Here is a 15780-nt window from a genome sequence, read left to right as displayed (position 1 = left end):
TCGCGAGCGGCCGACCAGGGGAACTCCCGCCGGTATCGCGGGGCCCGATCCTCGCAAAAGGACCGATGCCCACTTTCCTCGATTTCGAAAAGCCGATCGCCGAGCTCGAAGGCAAGATCGAAGAGCTCCGCCATCTGGAGAACAAGGGCGACATCAATGTCGCCGAGGAAGTCGCGCGCCTTCAGGGCAAGGTCGACAAGCTGCTGCGCCAAACCTACGGCAAGCTGACCGCCTGGCAGAAGACGCTGGTGGCGCGCCATCCCGAGCGCCCGCATTTCCTCGACTATGTCGCCAACCTGTTCCAGGAGTTCACGCCGCTCTCGGGCGACCGCAGCTTCGCCGACGACCGCGCGATCCAGGGCGGGCTGGCGCGCTTCCGCGGCCGGCCGGTGATGGTGATGGGCCATGAGAAGGGCTCCGACACCGCCAGCCGCGTGCGCCATAATTTCGGCATGGCGCGCCCCGAGGGCTATCGCAAGGCGCAGCGCCTGATGGATCTGGCGGATCGATTCGCCCTGCCGATCATCGCGCTGGTCGACACGCCGGGCGCCTATCCGGGCGTCGACGCCGAGGCGCGGGGACAGGCCGAGGCGATCGCGCGCTCGATCGAGACCTGCCTCAAGGTCCGCGTGCCGCTGGTGGCGGCCATCATCGGCGAAGGCGGCTCGGGCGGGGCCATCGCGCTTGCCGCCGGCAATCGCGTGCTGATGCTGGAGCACGCCGTCTATTCGGTGATCTCGCCCGAAGGCTGCGCCTCGATCCTCTGGCGCTCGGCCGAGCAGGCCAAGGAAGCGGCCGAGGCCCTCAAGCTCACCTCGGAGGATCTGCTGAAGCTCGGCGTGATCGACGAGATTGTGCCCGAGCCCCTCGGCGGCGCCCATCGCGGCCGCGAGGAGACGATCTCGGCGCTGGGGGCGGCGCTGGAAAAGTCCCTGACGGAGCTCGACGGCCTCTCGGGCGACGATCTCCGGCGGACGCGACGCGAGAAGTTCCTCGCCATGGGCGAGAAGGGGCTGGGGTAGGGGCCTCGGGCGTCACACCCGGCTTCGCGCTACCGTCGATAGCGCGCCTCTTCGCTGGCATGACGGAATAGGGCGTTAGCGCCCCTCCCACTGTCACCCCCGCGAAAGCGGGGGCCCATGCTGATCCAACGCGTTGAGCTGAGAGTTGGGTCCCCGCTTTCGCGGGGATGACAATTGGGTGCGCGGGATGACCGAGCGGCGCTCCCTCACACCTTCCCGTGGCACTGCTTGAATTTCTTGCCGGAGCCGCAGGGGCAGGGCGCGTTGCGCTGGACTTTGCCGAACTGCGATTCGGGGACGCGGGGCTGGGCGGCGGCCGAGGCGGCGCTCATGGCCATCGGGCGCGCCGCGCCGCCATTGGGGCGCGCCATGCCGACGACCGGGCTGCCCGAGGCGGCCGCGGGTGCAGCACCGTTGGCGCCCTCCGCCAGGGCCGGGTCCTGGCGCGTCTCGCGCATCGGCGTCGAGGGCGCCGGCGGGGCCAGGTCTTCCGGGCGGCTGACGCGGATCTCGATATGCGACAGCACGCTCGTCACGGTCTCGCGCAGGCGCGCGAGCAGGCCCTCGAACAGCTCGAAGGCCTCGCGGCGATATTCGTTGAGCGGGTCGCGCTGGCTGTAGGCCCGGAGGCCGATGCCGTGGCGCAGATGATCCAGCGCCAGCAGATGCTCCTTCCACAGATGGTCGAGGATCTGGAGCAGCAGGTTCTGCTCGGCCTTGCGCATGATCTCGGCGCCGAAGCGCAGCTCGCGCTCGGCCGTATGCTTGTCCGAGGCCTCGGTCAGGCGCTCGAGCACCATGTCGACATCGATGCCCTCTTCCTTGGCCCAGGCCTCGACCGGCAGGTCCAGCGCCAGGATGCGCAAGACCTCCTCATGGAGGCGACCCACTTCCCACTGCTCGGGGTAGGAGCCCTTGGGGATGGTGCTCTCGACCAGGGCATGGATCGTCTCGTGGCGCATGTCGGCGATGGTCTGGCCGAGCTCTTCCGCCTGCATCAGCTCGCGGCGCTGCTCGTAGATCACCTTGCGCTGATCGTTCATGACGTTGTCGAACTTCAGCAGATTCTTGCGGATCTCGAAATTCCGCGCCTCGACCTTCTGCTGCGCCTTCTCCAGCGCCTTGTTCACCCAGCTATGGACGATGGCCTCGCCTTCCTTGAGGCCGAGCTTCTGCAGCATCGAATCCATGCGCTCGGAGCCGAAGATGCGCATCAGGTCGTCCTCGAGGGACAGATAGAAGCGCGAGGCGCCGGGATCGCCCTGGCGGCCGGAACGGCCGCGCAGCTGGTTGTCGATGCGCCGGCTCTCATGGCGCTCGGTGCCGAGCACGAAGAGCCCGCCGGCGTCGAGCGCCACTTGCTTGGCGGATGCCACCTCGGCCTTGATCTGCTCGATCTTGGCCTTGCGCTGGGCCTCCTCCATGGCCTCGGTCTCGCGCCGGATGCGCATGTCGATATTGCCGCCGAGCTGGATGTCGGTGCCGCGGCCGGCCATGTTGGTGGCGATGGTCACGGCCCCCGGCACGCCGGCATCGGCGATGATGTAGGCTTCCTGCTCGTGATAGCGCGCGTTCAGCACCTGGTGGGGGATGTGGCGCTGCTTGAGCATCGAGGAGAGCAGCTCGGACTTCTCGATGCTGGCCGTGCCGACCAGCACCGGCTGCTTGCGGGTGCGCGCATCGATGATCGCCTCGATGATCGCGGTGTATTTTTCCTTGGCGGTGCGGAAGACCTGGTCGTCGTCGTCTTTGCGGATGGTGGGCAGGTTGGTCGGGATCTCGATGACGTCGAGACCGTAGATGTCCGAGAATTCCGGCGCCTCGGTCATGGCCGTGCCGGTCATGCCGGCCAGCTTCGGATAGAGGCGGAAGAAGTTCTGGAACGTGATCGAAGCGAGGGTCTGGTTCTCGTTCTGGATCTGCACACGCTCCTTGGCCTCGAGCGCCTGATGCAGCCCCTCCGAGTAGCGCCGGCCTTCCATCATGCGGCCGGTGAACTCGTCGATGATGATGACCTTGTTGTCCTTGACGATGTAATCGCGGTCGCGCTGGAACAGCTTGTGGGCCTTGAGGCCCTGCATGGTGTGATGCACCAGCGCCACGTTCTGGATGTCGTACATCGAATCGCTGCGCAGCAGGCCGGCATCCTTCAGCAACTGCTCCATATGCTCGACGCCGGGCTCGGTCAGCGTCACCTGGCGGCCCTTCTCGTCCAGCTCGAAATCGGCCGCCACCAGATGCGGGATCAGCGCATCGATCTTGATGTAGAGCTCGGAGGAATCCTCGGTCGGGCCGGAGATGATGAGCGGGGTGCGCGCCTCGTCGACCAGGATGCTGTCGACCTCGTCGACGATCGCGAAGTTGAACTTCTCGCGCTGCACCATCTGCCTGATGTCGTACTTGTTCAGATTGTCGCGCAGATAGTCGAAGCCCAGCTCGTTGTTGGTGGCGTAGGTGACGTCGGCGGCATACTGCTTCTGGCGCTCGATGTCGTTGAGGCCATGGACGATGCAGCCGACGGTCAGGCCGAGGAAACGATAGATCTGACCCATCCACTCGGCGTCGCGCTGGGCCAGATAGTCGTTCACGGTGACGACATGGACACCGTCGCCCGAGAGCGCGTTCAGATAGACGGGCAGGGTCGCGACCAGCGTCTTGCCTTCGCCGGTCTTCATCTCGGCGATCATGCCGCGATGGAGCACGATGCCGCCCATGAGCTGGACATCGAAATGCCGCTGGCCGAGCACGCGGAAGGCGGCCTCGCGCACCGTGGCGAAGGCGTCGGGCAGGATGTCGTCGAGCGTCTCGCCCTTGGCGAGCCGATCCTTGAGCCAGGCCGTGCGGGCCTTGAGCGCCTCGTCGTCCAGCGCCTTGACCTCGGGCTCGAGCGCGTTGATCTCCTGAACAGACTTGGCGAGAGTCTTGATGTAACGGTCGTTGGCGGAGCCGAACAGCCGTTTGGCAAGGACGGAAAGCATTCAAACCTCGAAGAGCGCGCGAATGGCCCCGTTTCGGGGGCGTCGCCTCGGGAAAAGGTCAAAAAAGGCCGGCAAACCAACCGGGCAGCCCCTTTGGGGCCCGGGGCGGAAAGAGACATAGGACCCCGCCCCTGGCCTGTCAACGCAAGGGGCCGGTTCCGCGTCGCTAGGACCCAGCCCCGGCCGAAGCACCCCCCGACAGGGCGGGGTCCGGATCCGGTCAGCCCCTCGCTTGCCCGGCAGCCTGTCACGCCAATGTGACGAAATTGGCCCCGCGATTGCGGCCCCCGGCGGCCTTGTGCCGGGACCGGCGCTGTGCATGATGGGCGCCGCCCAAGCGGCCTCTGGCCCAATCATGACGGCTGCTGGCATCTCTTAAACCTTTCCAGAGCCATCGATGAACAAGTTGCTCATGGCCGGCGCCGCGGCCGTCCTCGTCTTCGCCACGCATCCGCTTCTGGCCGACGACGCCACCACCACGGCCCCTGCCGCCGCCCCCGCCGCGCCTGCGGCCGACACCGATCCGGTCGTCGCCACCGTCAATGGCACCCCCCTCCATCATTCCGACGTGGTCGCCTCGGCCCGCGGCCTGCCCGAGCAGTATCAGCAGCAGATCGACCTGATCTTCCCGGCCCTGGTCGAGCGGCTGGTCGGTCTCGAGCTGCTGGCCCAGGCCGGCCGCGATGCGAACCTGGCCAACGACCCCGAAGTCCAGAAGATGATGAAGGCCTATGAGAGCCAGGCCATCCGTCAGGTCTATATGACCAACCTGATCCATGACGGGGTGACGGACGCCGAGATCCAGAAGCGCTACGACGCCTATGTGGCGGCCAACCCGCCCAAGACCGAGATCCATGCCCGCCATATCCTGCTCAAGACCAAGGAAGAAGCGGTCGCCGTGATCGCCGAGTTGGACAAGGGCGCGAATTTCGCGGAGCTGGCCAAGACCAAGTCGACCGATCCGGCCGCTTCGAACGGCGGCGATCTGGGCTATTTCCTGCCCGAAGAGATGGTGAAGCCCTTCGCCGACGCCGCCATGGCGCTGGAAAAGGGCAAATACACCGAGACCCCGGTCCAGACCGAATTCGGCTGGCATGTGATCTTCCTCGAGGACAAGCGCGAGCGGAAGCCGCCGACCCTCGACGAGATGAAGTCGGAGCTGCAGAGCCAGATCGCCGAAGAGATCGTCGGCAAGAAGGTCGAGGAGCTGCGCGCGACGGCGAAGATCGAGCTCTTCAATCCGGACGGCACGCCGCGGCCCGACACCCCGCCGGCTCCGGCCGATGGGGGTGCGGCGGCACCGGCGACCGACGGAACGACCGCCCCGGCGACCACCGCGCCGGCTCAGTGACATCTCTTTGACGGAGGCTGGGCAGGGCTGCCCAGCCTGCCCCAAAGTTTGCTATGACGTGATCCCCGCTCCGGCTGAAGGCCGGGGCGGGGTTTTTCAAACCGGATGAGGGCGGGCCTTCGGATCGGCCCTTCGCCCTGAAACTTCCCCGAGGTCAGGACCCATGCTGGATCGCTCGCCGCTCGCGCCCGCCCAGACTCCCACCCTCCCGCCGATCGCCGGCGTCAGGCTGTCGGCGGCCGCCTGCGAGATCCGATATAAGGGCCGCAAGGATGCGACGCTGATCGAGTTCGCGCCCGGATCGACGGTGGCCGGCGTCTTCACCCGTTCGCTCGCCCCCAGCGCCCCGGTGGATCTCTGCCGGAAGCATCTCAAGGGCAAGACGGCGCGCGCCATCCTGGTCAATTCCGGCAATGCCAACGCCTTTACCGGCAAGCTCGGCAAGGCCGCCTGCGACCGTTCGGCCAAGGCTGTCGCCGAAACGCTGGGCTGCAAGATCGGCGAGGTTTTCCTGGCTTCGACCGGTGTCATCGGCGAGCCGCTGCCGGTCGAGAAGCTGTTGGCGGGCCTGGATGGTCTCCATCGCAATCTGAGCGGCGGCGGCTGGGCCGATGCCGGGGCCGCGATCATGACGACCGACACCTTCCCCAAGCTCGCCACCCGCCAGGCCAGGATCGGCGGCGTCACCGTCACGATCAACGGGATCGCCAAGGGCTCGGGCATGATCCAGCCCGACATGGCGACCATGCTGGCCTTCGTCGCGACCGACGCGAAGATTCCCGCACCCGTCCTGCAGAAGCTCTTGAGCACCGGCAATGAGCGCTCCTTCAACTGCATCACGGTCGATGGCGACACCTCGACCAGCGACACGCTGCTGTTGGTGGCGACCGGCCAGGCCAAGCACGCGGCCGTGAAGAGCGCGGCGGACGCCCATCTCAAGACCTTCCGCAAGGCGCTCGACGATCTCCTCGTCGATCTGGCGGTTCAGGTGGCGCGCGACGGCGAGGGAGCGACCCGGCTGATGACGATCGACGTCACCGGCGCGGTCTCGGACAAATCCGCCCATCGCATCGCGCTCGCGATCGGCAATTCGCCGCTGGTCAAGACTGCGGTCGCCGGCGCCGATGCCAATTGGGGCCGCATCGTCATGGCGGTCGGCAAGGCCGGCGAGAAGGCCGAGCGCGACAAGCTCAAGATCTCGATCGGCGGCACCACCGTCGCCGCCAAGGGCCAGCGCGTCGCCGGCTATGACGAGGCGCCGGTCGCCGCCCATATGAAGGGCCGCGAGATCGCCATCGCCGTCGATCTGGGGCTCGGCCGCGGCGAGGCCAGGGTCTGGAGCTGCGATCTGACCCACGGCTATATCGCGATCAATGGCGACTATCGGAGCTGACAGCGAGTCCGGCTGCGCGGCGCTGCGGATCGAGACGCCGCGCCTGATCCTGCGCGCCGTCACGCTGGCCGACGCGCCCTGGATCGAGCGCTATGTCAGCGATTGGGACATCGCGCGCCACACCGCGCGGATTCCGCATCCCTATCCTCCGGGCGGGGCCGTGGATTTCGTGCGCAGCCTCGACCCCAAGGACGGGCCCACCTTCGCCATCGAACGGCGCGAGGACCGCGAGCCCGTGGGCCTGATCGGGCTCGAGCTCGAGGGACCGGGCGAGGCCGAGATCGGCTTCTGGATCGGCAAGCCCTTCTGGCGGCGCGGCTATGCCAGCGAGGCGCTCAAGGCCGTGATCGAGCATGCGTTTCGCAAGATCGGACTTTCCTCCCTGATCGCGATGGCCGTGCCGGAGAACCGGGCCTCGATCCGCGTGCAGGAGAAGGCGGGTCTGACCTATACCGGCATGGCCGAGACCGAGGCGCCGGCGCGCGGCGGCAAGCACAAGGTGGAGCGGCGTGCGCTGGAACAGGCGCAATGGCAGAAGCATCGTGCGCAATCCGCGCTGCCCATTCTGCTGGTGGTCGCGGTCGCGCTGATCGATGCCGACGGCCGCGTGCTGCTGGCGCAGCGGCCGAAGGGCAGGTCGATGGCGGGGCTGTGGGAGTTTCCGGGCGGCAAGCTCCAGGAGGGAGAAAGCCCGGAGGAGGCGCTGGTGCGCGAGCTGAAGGAGGAGCTCGGCATCGACACCAGCGAGAGCTGCCTGGCGCCGATCGCCTTCGCCTCGCATCGCTACGAGAAATTCCATCTGCTGATGCCGCTCTATGTCTGCCGCGTCTGGAAGGGCACGCCCCATCCCCATGAGGGCCAGACGCTGGCCTGGGTGCGGCCGCAGAAGCTCGCGGACTATCCGATGCCGCCGGCAGACCTGCCGCTGATTCCAGTGCTGCAGGATCTGCTTTAGGTGCCGAGAGACCCACAATAAGGCGAATGCGGGCCAGAAAAGACTGGGTGCCGCATTCCTGTACTGACTAATGAGCCGGTCAATTCGATCGAGAATATGGAGGGTGAAACATGGACACTCTCTCAAGAGAGCGGCGCAGCGCACTCATGGGTCGTGTCCGGCAGAAGGGCACGACCCCGGAGCTGATCGTTCGGCGGCTTGCCCATCGACTCGGCTATCGATTTCGTCTCCACAGACGAGATCTTCCAGGAACACCGGACGTGGTCTTTCCACGGCTGCGTAAAGTCATTCTGGTGCACGGTTGTTTTTGGCACGGCCACCGGGGCTGTCGCCTAGCGACCATACCCAAGACAAGAACCGATTTTTGGCTACAAAAGATCGAGACAAATCGAGAACGAGATGCTAGGGTCAAGCTACAACTTAAGAGAGATTCATGGAACGTTTATGCCATCTGGGAGTGCGAAACTCGGAATATTCCTTTGTTGGAGCGGCGGCTTCGAAGGCTGCTAACGCATTGATTTTAGGATACCGCCTACATCTTGCGTTTTGGCGCATGACACCCCCAATATATTGAACCACCAGAGGAGACTAGCGTGAGGACTGTTGGGCTGTTCGCGGGAATTGGGGGACTGGAGCTTGGGCTGTCGGAAGCAGGCCATGAGACGGTCCTGATGTCTGAAATTCTGCCCGCTGCGCGCGCCGTCCTTTCGCATCGTTTTCCGAATATCGAGCTCCAAGGTGATGTTCGGGCACTGCGGGACTTGCCAGGCGGAACAGATCTGATCGCGGCGGGGTTTCCTTGCCAGGATCTGAGCCAAGCCGGCATGACCAAGGGGCTCGATGGAAGTCGAAGCGGGCTGGTCGGCGAGGTTTTCCGGCTGGCCTCGATCGCGCGGCCCAAGTGGATATTGCTCGAGAACGTTCCATTCATGCTTCAGCTTCGCGGCGGCGATGCTATGCGCCGGATCACTGCGGCCCTTGAGGAACTGGGCTATCTTTGGGCGTGGCGCGTGGTCGATACATTTGGATTCGGATTGCCACATCGGCGCGAGCGCGTTTTTTTGCTCGCTTCGCGCGAAGGAGATCCAGCCAACGTGCTCCTGGCTGAGGACTCTCCATTGGAAAGGCCAAAGACCGCGCTGGGAAGAATCGCGCACGGGTTCTATTGGACCGAAGGCCGAGGAGGCCTTGGTTGGGCTGCCAATGCGGTACCTACGCTAAAGAACGGCTCAACAATAGGGATTCCTTCTCCCCCTGCGGTGCTGTTACCAAATGGGCAGATCATCAAACCAGATATTCGAGACGCAGAGAGACTCCAGGGGTTTTCCGAGGAATGGACGAGTCCTGCGGAAAATGTCGTTCGCCCTGGATTTCGTTGGGGACTGGTTGGGAGCGCTGTGAGTGTTCCCGTATCCAAGTGGGTTGGCGACCGATTGGCTAGGCCGGGCCAGTACGATCGTCTTCTTGATGGCGCCTTTCCCGAACAAGGAAAATTGCCGCGCGCAGCCCGATTTGACGGGGTGCGACGGCATAGCGTGGGCGTTGGTACCGATCCGATTGGAGTGCGTCCCGACCCGCTGGCCGACTTTCTAATGCATTCCGGAACGCCGTTAAGCGTTCGAGCCACGTCGGGTTTCCTGTCTCGCACGCGTATTGCGACATTGCGATTTCCAGAAGGGTTCATCCCTGCTGTGGAAGCGCATCTTGGAAATGTCGAGATGCCTCGTCAGATACTGGAAAATTGCGTGGCATAGAGATGCGCTAGTCGACCAATGAATCCCGCATAGTTATACACGTCACCCGGCTGGGGGGCGGGCGGGGCGTCATGAAGCGTAACAGGCGAGCCATCGTTGGGGCACCTCACAACGGCAATCGCAAAGGCATCGAAACCCTCGGTGTTAGAGTTGGAACGCCGAGGAAGTTGCATGAGTTTGTCGACAATACTCTGAGCCGCGTGTGGCTGCCTATGTTGTGAAACCGCTGTCGGCTGAGTGCCAATAAGCCAATGATTGCGTAGCGGAGAAACAAAGCTATCTGCAATGTTGACCATGGAGAACCCCGCGGCGATAGCACTGGCCGAGTCTCCATGTATGGTGAGATGCGAACTGTTCAGTTCATCATATAGCCGGGGCCTGGCCTTCCCGAATTCTGTCATGCAGGCTTTTGCTTCTAACGCGACAAGCACCGTCGATGGTTTTGCCAAGGGAATATCGGGAAGCTTCGCAAGGCATTTCAGATCGGCAGAGTTGAGCTCGATTCTGTATACGTCTCGAAGGCTAGAAAACGTTCCTGCGCCGGCGAGCGGCTGGGCAGAAGAACCTCGGCAGATGACCATGTCGAGATTCTTCTTTCTGCTGCGAGCAAAATCCGTCATCTCATGGTTGATGCCAAATCTGATTTTGCCATTCTCCGCGTGCTGGCGAAGCAGCGGCGATTCATTCAGCAAATCCAGCATGATTGCCCAGCAGGCAATCTTAGAATGACGATCGCTTCTTGGATGATATTGCCAAGCATTCTCATACTTGAATGGGCTGCCGAGCGGGCTACCAGTTGTTGCGACGCTGAGCGAGCGCGCAAGTATCTCTAGCCCCCGCATCTATTGTCCTTTCGAGCCAGTACATATTTCTGAATAACCCCTCCCACCGCGACTCTGGGAGCCACTGCCACGTTACCAGCGCAACTCCAACGCGCAATAGCTCAGAAATTCGGTCGGAGGCCCTGCAATAGGGTTTGCGGGCCCGGGTTCATCTTTAGTGACCCGGATTATGCGCTCAGCTCACAGCTTCTAATCTTGGCTCGGCATCGAGGCAGTCGGACGAGGGGGTCTTTAGTTCTTCTGCCTGCGGGCGTATTCCGCCCGGTCGGCGAGATAGCCGGGGCTGGAGAGATAGGCGAACTCGCCGGCGCGCGTGGTCGTGACGCAGTCGCGCGCCGCCAGCGTCTCGTCGGGAAATCCCGGATGGCACATGATCAGGCTGCCGGTCGGCGCCACCGCGAGCCAACGGCGGAACAGCGCGCGATAGGATTCGCGGGGACTGAAACTGCGCACGCCCAGGAAGCCGCGATTGAGGGCCTGATCGCCAGCCTCCTCCGCCAGCCGCCGCCCCATCCGGCCGAGCATGGCGGCCTTGCCCTGCTGGGGCAGCGCATTCTTGGCGACGCCTGCGGGCAGCTCGATCATGCGCACCGGCACGTCATGACGGCGGGCGTGGGCCAGCACCACCTCGCGCACGATCGGCAGCACCTGCACATGCTTGTGGCCATCGATGAAATCGGGCTTGCGTCCCAGCGCCGTCGCCAGCCGCTGGAACTGCCGCTCCAGCTCGGCCGCGATCTCCCGGCCGTCGAGCTGGCGTGTATAGGCGCGCAGCAGGAACAGGGCCATGGAGGGAAGTCGGCCGTTTGGTGAAATTTTCTTCATCGGGCCGAGCGGCGAAAAATCGGTCAGGGTGAAATGCAGCCCGATCCGGCAGGGGCCCGCGACCGCGACGAGAGGCGCGATCTCGCTGTCGAAATCGTCGAAAACGGTCATGACGCTGATGGCATCGAGACGCCGGTCGGCGGCCAGCTCGCGGATCGCCCGATCGACGCCGGGTGCCAGGCCGTAATCGTCCGCGCACACCAGGGGGGAGGACATTAATCGCATTTTATGAAGCCGGACACTTTCTCGCCGCAGTCTCGACACACGATCTGCTCAACGGTGATGGCAAAGCCATGCGGGCGGGCCGATGAGCAAAAGCGATCCTATCAATTTGGCGGTGGTGGTGCCCTTCTTCAATGAAGGGCCCGGGGCGGCGGCCTTTCTCGATCGGCTGCGCGATGCCCTGGCCGTGGTCGAGCGCAGCGGCGCCGTCGCGCCCGGCTGGCGCGTGATCTGCGTCAATGACGGCAGCGGCGACGACACGCTGGCGGTGCTGCTGCAGGCGCGCCGCCTCGAGCCGCGCATCGCGGTGATCGACCTTTCGCGCAACTTCGGCAAGGAATATGCGCTGACCGCCGGGCTCGATCATGCCGATGCCGACGCCGTGGTGGTCATGGACGGCGACGGCCAGCATCCGCCCGAGATGATGGGCGCCATGATCGCGGCCTGGCAGGAAGGCAACGACGTCGTCTATATGGTGCGCGAAGCGCGCGACGTGCGGGGTCTTCATCGGCTCCTGCGCCATCTCTTCTACCGCCTGTTCTCGCTGGCCTCGCGGACCAAGCTGCCGGCGGAGGCGGGCGACTTCAGGCTGATGGACCGCCATGTCATCGCGGCGATCCGGCAATTGCCCGAGCGCACCCGCTTCCTCAAAGGGATCTATAGCTGGGTCGGATTCCGCCAGACCGGCCTCGTCTATCGCGAAGACGCGCGCATGCGGGGCCAGAGCCATTGGCGGCTGTCGCGGCTGATCGGTTTCGCGATGGATGCCTTCACCGCATTCTCGACCCTGCCCTTGCGGATATGGAGCTGGATCGGCGCCGCGGTCGCCGGCCTCAGCCTGCTCTATGGCGCCTGGCGCGTGGTGCGCGCGATCTTCTGGGGCATCGATGTGCCGGGCTTCGAGACCATCGTCGTCTCGATCACCTTCCTCGGCGGCATGCAACTGCTGTCGCTGGGCGTGCTCGGCAGCTATATCGGCCGCATCTTCGAGGAGGTCAAAGCGCGCCCGCTCTATATCGTGCGGCGCTGCTACGGGCTGTCGGAGGATCTGCCGCAGGCGGCCAACGAGACCGGCCCGCGGGTCGTGTGGGACGAGCCCGCCCCTCAATCTTCGCCCGTGCTCTTCAAGGGACGTTCCTGAGTTCCCAGCGCTTCCGCAAGCCGCGCCTTGGCGCTTCCCGGGCGCAGCGCCTTCTGCTGCGATTCGTGCGGCGCCCAGCCGGCGAGAAACAGGATCCGAAAGGTTGCCTTGATCCGGCCCTCGGCGTCGGCATGACGCCCGGCATAGAGCTCGGCCGCGCGCAGCAGGCTGGGCCGGGAGAGGGCACCGACTGAAACCAGCGCCGAGGCTTCGCCCATGCCGCGCAGATCCGCCAGCAGGCGGAAGGGATCGGCATAGGTGACGGTGATGATCTCATGATCGGCAACCGGAAGCGCGAAGCCCGCGCGCTGCAGCAGACCCGCCGCATCGCGCAGCTCGGGCAGGGGCGCCACGCGCGGGCTGGCGCCGCCACGGATCTCGAGTTCCGCCTCGGCCAGCGCATCGCGCAGCTCGATCAGGGTTCCCGCCCCGAACATTGCCGCCAGGAACAGGCCGTCCGGCTTCAGCGCGTGGCGGATCTGCAGCAGCGCGCCCGGCAGGTCGTTGACCCAATGCAGCGACAGATTGCTCATCACCAGATCGAGGCTTTCGGCCGCAAAGGGCAGGAACTCCTCGTCGGCCACCAGGGCCAGCCCGCCATCGGGTGCCGCCCGCCGCAGCATCGCCGTCGAAAGATCGCTCTGCACCAGCCGGTCGACCTTGCCCGTCGGCGCCAGCGCCCGGCCCAGCTCGCCGCCATGGCAGCCCAGATCGAGCGCCAGCTCGAACCGGCGGGCGAAATCGCTCACCCGCTCGGCCAGCCGCCCGGCCACATCCTCGAACAGGAAATCATGCTGGGCCCAACCCGGGGCCGCGCGGTCGCGATGCAGGCGCAGGCGGCGCCGGTCGAAGGGGGCGAGCGTCGGATCCATGATGCCGGCGATCATGGCGCGGCCCGCCGTTCCGGGAAAGGTTCCTTCTCTTATCCCCTCCCCCCTTGAGGGGGAGGTTAGGGTGGGGGGTGATCGAAGAGCGCGATGAAGGTCGTGAGCGCGACGTCTTGTTACTGTTGAGACGAGACGACTGTCGAAGCAGGTTTATCAACAGGGAGACCGGCTTCCACCCCCCCACCCCAGCCTCCCCCTCAAGGGGGGAGGTGAAGATAGTTAGGGAGTGATCGTCTGTTGACGGACCAATTGACAGGCGCGCGGTGTCGCTCGAAAGTTCGCGCCATGGTGGAAGTCGCTCCTTGGGCCACGCGTACCATCGCGCTGGGCCGATCCGCGCTCGATGCCTTACTGCCGCCGCGCTGCCTCGTCTGCGGCGCCTCGGTCGGCACCGCGGGTGCGCTCTGCGCCGGCTGCTGGGCGCGGATGACGGTGCTGGGACCGCCCTGCTGCAGTTGCTGCGGCTATCCGTTCGACTATGGCCAGGGCGAGACGGAGGGCGAAACGCTCTGCGGCGCTTGTCTGCGCGAGCGTCCGGCCTATGCGCGCGCGCGCGCGGTGCTGCGCTATGACGATGCCAGCCGCGGCCTCATCATCGCCTTCAAACATGCCGACCGCACCGACGCGGCGCCGGCGCTGGGGCGATGGCTCGCCAATGCCGGGGCCGAGCTGCTGCGGGACGCCGATCTGGTCGCACCCGTGCCGCTGCATCGCTGGCGCCTGTTCCGCCGCCGCTACAACCAGGCGGCCTTGCTTGCGAGCCATGTGGCGCGCGCCTCGGGCAAGCCGCATTGCGCCGACCTCCTGACCCGCAAGCGCGCGACGCCGTCGCAAGGGCGGATGGGCGCCACCCAGCGGCGCGAAAATGTGGCCGGGGCCTTCATGGTGACGGAGCGCCACCGGGCCCGGCTCGAAGGCCGCCGCGTGCTCCTGATCGACGATGTGCTGACCACCGGGGCTACGGCCGGCGCCTGTGCCCGGGCCCTCCTGGCGGGAGGGGCGGATTCGGTCGATCTCCTGACCCTGGCCCGCGTCGTCCGGCCGGTATGAGCCCGCGCCAGGGCAGCCATGCCAAGCGGAACTTATTCTAACCATTATGAAATCTTGCGTGCGTGAGCATTCCTTAAGCCCTCTAGATGACAAATAGGGGTGGTCATGCCACCTTCTTATCGAGGCCCTTGGGTCGGCCGGTCGGGTTGGTAAGGCGGGCCCTATGACGAGGACGACATGCCCAAAGTCGAGGTCTACACGTCACAGTTCTGCGGCTATTGCCACCGCGCCAAGAAGCTGCTGGCGGATCGCGGCATCGCTTTCACCGAGATCGATGTCGGTGCCGACCACATCAAGCGCGAGGAAATGGTGCGGCGCTCTCAAGGGCGGCGCACGGTGCCGCAGATTTTCGTCGGCGAGCGCCATATCGGCGGCTGCGACGATCTCTATGCGCTCGATAAGAAGGGCGGCCTGATGCCGCTGGTGAGCGCCGCCTGATGGCGGTTCCCTTCAAGGTCGGCCTTGTGCAGATGACGGCGGCGCGGGACGCCGAGCCGAACATCCGCATGTCGCGCGATCTCGTCCGGCAAGCGAAAGCCCAAGGGGCCGACTTCATCCTCACGCCGGAGGACACCGGCATGATGGAGCCGAACAAGCCGGCGCTGCTGCAGAAGGCCAAGCCCGAGGCCGAACATCCGCTGCTGCCGGCCTTCGCCGAGCTCGCGAAAGAGACCGCCGCCTGGCTGCTGCTGGGCTCGATCGCCATCAAGCTCGATGATACGAGCTGCGCCAACCGATCCTTCCTGTTCGATCCGAAGGGTCGCGTCGCCGCGCGCTACGACAAGATCCATATGTTCGATGTCGATCTCAAAGCCGGCGAGAGCTATCGCGAATCCGCGACCTTCCGGCCGGGTCGCGAGGCGGTCGTCGCCGATCTGCCCTGGGGCCGGCTGGGCCTCACCATCTGCTACGACCTGCGCTTCCCCTATCTCTATCGCGCCCTCGCAAAGGGCGGCGCCAGCTTCATCACCGTGCCGGCGGCCTTCACGCGGCCGACGGGCGAGGCCCATTGGCATGTGCTGCTGCGGGCGCGCGCGATCGAGACCGGCGCCTTCGTCTTCGCCCCCGCCCAATGCGGCGAGCATGCGGAGGGCCGCAGGACCTTCGGCCATTCCCTGATCGTCTCGCCCTGGGGCGAGCTGCTGGCCGATGGCGGGACCGAACCCGGCGTCGTGACGGCCGTGATCGATCCGGCCAAAGTCGAGGAGGCGCGCGGCATGATTCCGGCGCTGCGCCATGACCGCGACTTCAGCGGTCCCGCGCCGGCTACGGTCTTGCGCGCCGCCGGCGAATAGCGCGGGATCTCATTAGGCTTCAAAGGAAACGGCGGCTGCCCTCGCGGGCGCCGCCGTTTTTCATA

The 15780-nt window shown here is 65.3% G+C and carries 14 protein-coding genes and 1 pseudogene; 11 read left to right on the top strand and 4 right to left on the bottom strand.

What is annotated here, in order from left to right; translation table 11 throughout:
• Positions 1-65 precede the first annotated feature (65 nt).
• On the top strand, positions 66-1022 hold the full coding sequence (locus FRZ44_RS22405; protein ID WP_151179266.1) for an acetyl-CoA carboxylase carboxyltransferase subunit alpha: 957 nt from the start codon (positions 66-68) through the stop codon (positions 1020-1022).
• Between the two features lie 206 nt (positions 1023-1228).
• Here FRZ44_RS22405 and secA read toward each other — a convergent pair whose 3' ends face one another.
• Positions 1229-4000, bottom strand: coding sequence for a preprotein translocase subunit SecA (gene secA, locus FRZ44_RS22400; protein WP_151179265.1), 2772 nt, complete (start codon positions 3998-4000; stop codon positions 1229-1231).
• Positions 4001-4397: 397 nt separating this feature from the next.
• On the opposite strand from secA, the gene FRZ44_RS22395 reads away from it, so the two are divergent.
• The 6 genes and pseudogenes from FRZ44_RS22395 to FRZ44_RS22375 all read left to right on the top strand — a co-directional run bounded on the left by FRZ44_RS22395 (position 4398) and on the right by FRZ44_RS22375 (position 9453).
• Positions 4398-5351, top strand: a complete 954-nt coding sequence (locus FRZ44_RS22395) for a peptidylprolyl isomerase (protein ID WP_151179264.1) — start codon at positions 4398-4400, stop codon at positions 5349-5351.
• A gap of 163 nt (positions 5352-5514) precedes the next feature.
• A complete protein-coding gene (gene argJ / locus FRZ44_RS22390; protein WP_151179263.1) occupies positions 5515-6744 on the top strand; it encodes a bifunctional glutamate N-acetyltransferase/amino-acid acetyltransferase ArgJ in 1230 nt (409 codons plus the stop codon).
• Positions 6725-7129, top strand: a pseudogene (locus FRZ44_RS27695) (GNAT family N-acetyltransferase); the annotation flags it as partial. The gene argJ and the pseudogene FRZ44_RS27695, both read left to right, overlap by 20 nt.
• Before the next feature lie 129 nt (positions 7130-7258).
• Entirely contained in the window at positions 7259-7699 is a 441-nt protein-coding gene (locus FRZ44_RS27690; RefSeq protein WP_456077629.1) for a (deoxy)nucleoside triphosphate pyrophosphohydrolase, read from the top strand.
• Between the two features lie 110 nt (positions 7700-7809).
• Positions 7810-8217 (top strand): very short patch repair endonuclease, encoded by a 408-nt coding sequence (locus FRZ44_RS22380; protein ID WP_151179261.1) that lies wholly within the window; start codon positions 7810-7812, stop codon positions 8215-8217.
• Positions 8218-8292: 75 nt separating this feature from the next.
• The gene (locus FRZ44_RS22375) at positions 8293-9453 is read left to right on the top strand and encodes a DNA cytosine methyltransferase (RefSeq protein ID WP_151179260.1); all 1161 of its coding nucleotides are present in this window, start codon (positions 8293-8295) and stop codon (positions 9451-9453) included.
• On the opposite strand, the gene FRZ44_RS22370 is transcribed toward FRZ44_RS22375, so the two are convergent.
• The gene (locus tag FRZ44_RS22370) at positions 9426-10154 is read right to left on the bottom strand and encodes a hypothetical protein (RefSeq protein ID WP_151179259.1); all 729 of its coding nucleotides are present in this window, start codon (positions 10152-10154) and stop codon (positions 9426-9428) included. The genes FRZ44_RS22375 and FRZ44_RS22370 overlap by 28 nt on opposite strands.
• 372 nt (positions 10155-10526) lie before the next feature.
• On the bottom strand, positions 10527-11336 hold the full coding sequence (locus tag FRZ44_RS22365) for a ChbG/HpnK family deacetylase (RefSeq protein WP_191908251.1): 810 nt from the start codon (positions 11334-11336) through the stop codon (positions 10527-10529).
• Positions 11337-11427: 91 nt separating this feature from the next.
• On the opposite strand from FRZ44_RS22365, the gene FRZ44_RS22360 reads away from it, so the two are divergent.
• Entirely contained in the window at positions 11428-12483 is a 1056-nt protein-coding gene (locus FRZ44_RS22360) for a glycosyltransferase family 2 protein (protein ID WP_151179257.1), read from the top strand.
• Here the strand turns inward: FRZ44_RS22360 and FRZ44_RS22355 are convergent.
• Positions 12447-13370 carry a methyltransferase domain-containing protein gene (locus tag FRZ44_RS22355; RefSeq protein ID WP_225308396.1) on the bottom strand — a complete coding sequence of 308 codons (924 nt, stop codon included), beginning with the start codon at positions 13368-13370 and terminating at the stop codon, positions 12447-12449. The genes FRZ44_RS22360 and FRZ44_RS22355 overlap by 37 nt on opposite strands.
• Before the next feature lie 285 nt (positions 13371-13655).
• Between FRZ44_RS22355 and FRZ44_RS22350 the strand changes: the two genes are divergently transcribed.
• The 3 genes from FRZ44_RS22350 (at position 13656) to FRZ44_RS22340 (ending at position 15715) form a co-directional block, all read left to right on the top strand.
• Entirely contained in the window at positions 13656-14420 is a 765-nt protein-coding gene (locus tag FRZ44_RS22350) for a ComF family protein (RefSeq protein ID WP_151179256.1), read from the top strand.
• Positions 14421-14597: 177 nt separating this feature from the next.
• On the top strand, positions 14598-14858 hold the full coding sequence (gene grxC, locus FRZ44_RS22345) for a glutaredoxin 3 (RefSeq protein ID WP_151179255.1): 261 nt from the start codon (positions 14598-14600) through the stop codon (positions 14856-14858).
• On the top strand, positions 14858-15715 hold the full coding sequence (locus FRZ44_RS22340) for a carbon-nitrogen hydrolase family protein (RefSeq protein WP_151179254.1): 858 nt from the start codon (positions 14858-14860) through the stop codon (positions 15713-15715). The genes grxC and FRZ44_RS22340 overlap by 1 nt, the downstream gene beginning before the upstream one ends.
• Positions 15716-15780: the final 65 nt, after the last annotated feature.

Source organism: Hypericibacter terrae, from assembly GCF_008728855.1.
Classification (GTDB): Bacteria; Pseudomonadota; Alphaproteobacteria; order Dongiales; family Dongiaceae; genus Hypericibacter; species Hypericibacter terrae.
Note: the sequence above shows the minus strand (reverse complement) of the source record. Positions and strands in the feature narration are given on the sequence as shown.